The sequence below is a fragment of the Vallitalea maricola genome (genome assembly GCF_036985595.1).
GTDB lineage: Bacteria > Bacillota > Clostridia > Lachnospirales > Vallitaleaceae > Vallitalea > Vallitalea maricola.
Map to the genome: position 1 here is coordinate 1 of NZ_BTPU01000114.1, position 216 is coordinate 216.

General features: G+C 32.4%; 1 pseudogene. It reads left to right on the forward strand.

The features are described 5' to 3' along the window. Positions 1–198 (forward strand): annotated as a pseudogene (locus AACQ14_RS23205) (phospho-sugar mutase); the annotation flags it as partial. Positions 199–216 lie beyond the last annotated feature (18 nt).

A 216-nucleotide genomic window follows, 5' to 3' on the forward strand; every position in this document is an offset into this window, starting at 1 on the left:
CTTGAATCTGTAACTTTGAAAGGTATTGAAGGAGTTAACAAAATAAAACATATATTAAGTACATTAAGAAATGAGCCACTTAAGGATATTAATGGTGTCAAAGTAACAGAAGCAGTAGATTACTTGGAGGATACAGATTTACCAAAATCAAATGTACTTTATTATACTCTAGAAGATGGATCATGGTTCTGTTCCTGATGGTCTTACGCAGAACCA